Genomic DNA, 3,167 nt, shown 5'->3' with positions numbered 1-3,167 from the left:
CTACCGCACCCGCCGCAACCACGACGGCACCTGGACCCTTCTCTACCTCGGGAAAAGGAACCGCTTCGCCGGACGGTTCCGGCGCTGAAACCGGCCGGCACGAGAGCGCCACCCACCCAGGCCGGGAATCCAGGGGTTGAGGGAGTTCTCCGATCCTGAGACAGCGCGTGAAGGGTCGATCCTGGCCCGCCATGCGTAGCCACGCGATCGGCGCGCCACCATGCGTAGCTACGCGATCGGCGCGCTACGCCTGCTGAACTTCACCAACATCGCCGAAGGCACCCGCTGGGCACGCGACGACTTCCACAACCCGCTCATCGCCCTCGGCCTCACAAAGTGAGAATTCCTTCGGCCCAGACTTGTCTCCAACACACAGGGCCTGATCCCGAAACTTCGGGACGTATGCCGTTGGGATCTGGGCCTCTACGCACCCGGTCCTTACGAAAGCGATCCGACATCTGAACCTGCCCCTGCGCTTGAACCTGTCCCCGCGCTGTCTCGGCCGCATAGTAGAAAGACCGAAACCAGGCAAACTCTGGGTCAGGCGGTCTTCTGGGACGTCGCTGAGGCCGGAAATCAACGTTTTCGTCGACATCTGGAGAAGCGTCAACGCCAGTCAACGCGAACGCGGCGCCGATGGCGGTGGGAGGTGCCCGTAGAGTCCATAGTCTCGGTGATCGAGGCGTGCCCCGAGGCCCGACGAAGCCCAGCCCACAAAATCACGCGGTGGGAGATGGGCAAGGGAGCCGGGTTCTCTCGCCGGTTCCGTGATCTTTTCGGTTACGGCCGGGGGGTGATCCGCCCGGAGACACACCACGATGTCCTTGGCGGGGCATGGCACGCGCCTCCTCGTCTTCGCCACGGCTACAAGAAGCTCAACGAAGAGGGAGAAGCTTCACCGATCCCGAGATCTCCTCAACCGCCAAGCCGACGTGATCTACACGGGAAACGTCCTGGTCCTGGGGCTGGACGAGCTGAAGAGAGAGGTGCTCGGGAACCCAGAGCGTATTTCTATACCGGCGAACCGCTCGTTCTCTTAGGCCCCTCGGCCGAAGCCGTGGGATCCGCTGGATACGGCCTGATCAGGACGGGCATACTGCGATCATGACGATTCGAGCGTTCTCGTCGTTGCCGGTCAGGTCGTTGCCGGTCGGGAACCGGCCCACGCGGATTCTGCGGTGATGCGGCTGACGCCCTTTTATGAGCGGGTTCTCGACGCCGTGTGCGAGGTGGACCCGAGCTACGGCCTGCGCCTGGCCGGGGCGTACGCGCTGCGGGCGCATGGGCTGGTCGAGCGGCCGAGTCGAGGGCTGGACTTTGTCACGGTCAGTGAGTTGCCGCTGGTTGACATCGCCGACCAGGTGGCCGAGGCGTTGCGGGAGGACGGGCTGGCGGTGAAGCAGCGGCCGGGGAGCCCGCTGCAGGCCAGGATGGTGGTCTCGGATCCGGTGGTGCCCGAGCAGGACTGCCCGGTCAATGTGCTCAAGGCACCGCTGCAGCGGCCGCCGGTGCTGATCGACGACCGGCCGGTGGCGGATCTGGACGATGTCGCGGGCATGAAGGTGGGGGCGGTGCTGAACCGGGCGCTCCCCCGGGACCTCATCGACGCGACCGCCCTGAGCGAGCGGTATTCCTTCGATGACCTGGAACGCCTGGGCGCGCACTTCGAGGAGGGCTTCACCCAGCAAGGGTTGGCTTTCGAGTTGGAGACCGCCCTCGTGTACGACGAGGACGCCTACGCCGAGTACGGCCTCCCCCCGGAGCAGATAGCCCGAGTCAAGCGCTTCACCCTGCTCTGGTACGAGGACCTGACGATGCGCATCGCCGAAGAAACCGAAATCGACCCCTTCGAATAGGACATCAACCCAAGATCCTTCCGGGGCCCAGCCCTGACGTCACCGGGCGGAGCGGAACTCCCTGCGGATCTTCCGAGCCGTGGCCTTGATCTTGTCCTTGGTCCGGAGCAGCCGCGCCTCCGCCGTCTCGGTACGGCCTTCGGCCGCCAGCCGCCGGTTCCCGGTCCGAGCCCCCAGCCGCTGCTTGACCATAGCCTTCATTTCCCGAAATTTCGTGATGAGTCGCATACCATTCGTCTGCCCACGACGACCCTCCGTTAACGCTTTCGGTTAACGCGGGAGGTCATGCCGTCCTGACACGAATTCCTGAACGGCGATTTTGGCTCGGATCACCGGGCGGCGCCAGCGCTCCTCGCGGTGGAGGGCGCGGGCCAGCTTGCGGTCGTTGCCTGTGTAGAACCAGTGGGCCCACGGCGAGCCGGGACGCGCGAGCCGTACCGCGCCGACATAGCCGAAGACGGGGACGAACAGGCCGACCAGGCCGCTCCAGATCTTGCCTTTGAGCAGGGTGATCACGGCGAAGACCAGGTTCAGGACGAGAAAGGCCGTGCCCGCCCCGATCCCGTCCGAGACGGTCCAGTCGAGCGGGCGGCGGCCGAGCAGGAGCAGGCCGGTGACCGCGATGGCCACGAACACCGCGTCCACCGACGTGCGGCCCTCCTCGGCCCAGTAGACATCGCGCAGGTGCAGGATCAGCGCGAACTCATCCAGCACCAGCGCGGACCCGACCCCGAAGACCGCCGCCGTGACCGCGTGCCACCCGACCGATACCCCCGAGACGATCAGCCCGGCCACCCCGCCGAGCAGCATCAGCACCACCCCGAACACCACGTGGTGGATGTGCATGTCGCCCACGTTGACGTTCTTGAACCACCAGCGCGTCTCCGCCCGGATCAACCGCACGTTGATCCTCGTGAACACGAAAGCCACGATCAACGCCACGAAGAACGCGAACAGCGGCAACCGTTGCGTATCGACGATGCCGCGCTGGAAGAGTTCAGTCATAATGCCCCGATCTTCGATGGTACCCAGCCTCTGGCCTCCCAGAGCGCAGCGACAACGGCGCCAGATAACGGCGAGCAACCCGCCCTCTTATGCCAGGAAGCCCCCGGTCACCAGAAGATCTCCCACCTACCTTTGATTTCCCACGGGCTCCGCCCGACCCCGCCAGCACCTTGGTCGCGCGAACGAAGCGGCAGCCGATCCAGGGTTCTCCCACCCGCCCGACCCTTCGTTCCCTCGGGCTCCGCCCGACCCCGCCATCGCCGTGATCGTCCGAACGAAGCGGCGGCTTGATCCGCGTGGTTCTCC

The 3,167-nt window shown here is 65.6% G+C and carries 3 protein-coding genes; 1 reads left to right on the top strand and 2 read right to left on the bottom strand.

What is annotated here, in order from left to right:
* Positions 1-1,181 precede the first annotated feature (1,181 nt).
* Positions 1,182-1,856: a nucleotidyl transferase AbiEii/AbiGii toxin family protein gene (locus Amac_RS53320; RefSeq protein ID WP_155362068.1), complete on the top strand. Its 675-nt coding sequence runs from the start codon at positions 1,182-1,184 to the stop codon at positions 1,854-1,856.
* A 39-nt stretch (positions 1,857-1,895) separates the two neighbouring features.
* Here Amac_RS53320 and Amac_RS53315 read toward each other — a convergent pair whose 3' ends face one another.
* Together Amac_RS53315 and Amac_RS53310 are read right to left on the bottom strand one after the other, a co-directional pair.
* Positions 1,896-2,057 (bottom strand): CsbD family protein, encoded by a 162-nt coding sequence (locus Amac_RS53315; RefSeq protein ID WP_155362067.1) that lies wholly within the window; start codon positions 2,055-2,057, stop codon positions 1,896-1,898.
* A gap of 69 nt (positions 2,058-2,126) precedes the next feature.
* Positions 2,127-2,861, bottom strand: coding sequence for a hypothetical protein (locus Amac_RS53310; RefSeq protein ID WP_155362066.1), 735 nt, complete (start codon positions 2,859-2,861; stop codon positions 2,127-2,129).
* Positions 2,862-3,167 lie beyond the last annotated feature (306 nt).

Source organism: Acrocarpospora macrocephala (assembly GCF_009687865.1).
GTDB lineage: Bacteria > Actinomycetota > Actinomycetes > Streptosporangiales > Streptosporangiaceae > Acrocarpospora > Acrocarpospora macrocephala.
This window is presented reverse-complemented; position numbering and strand designations above follow the sequence as displayed.

What these genes read in the sequence shown, in the direction of transcription:
- Amac_RS53320 (WP_155362068.1), top strand. Translation starts at nt 1,182, where the DNA reads ATGCGGCTGACGCCCTTTTATGAGCGGGTTCTCGACGCCGTGTGCGAG.
- Amac_RS53315 (WP_155362067.1), bottom strand. Translation starts at nt 2,057, where the DNA reads ATGAAGGCTATGGTCAAGCAGCGGCTGGGGGCTCGGACCGGGAACCGG.
- Amac_RS53310 (WP_155362066.1), bottom strand. Translation starts at nt 2,861, where the DNA reads ATGACTGAACTCTTCCAGCGCGGCATCGTCGATACGCAACGGTTGCCG.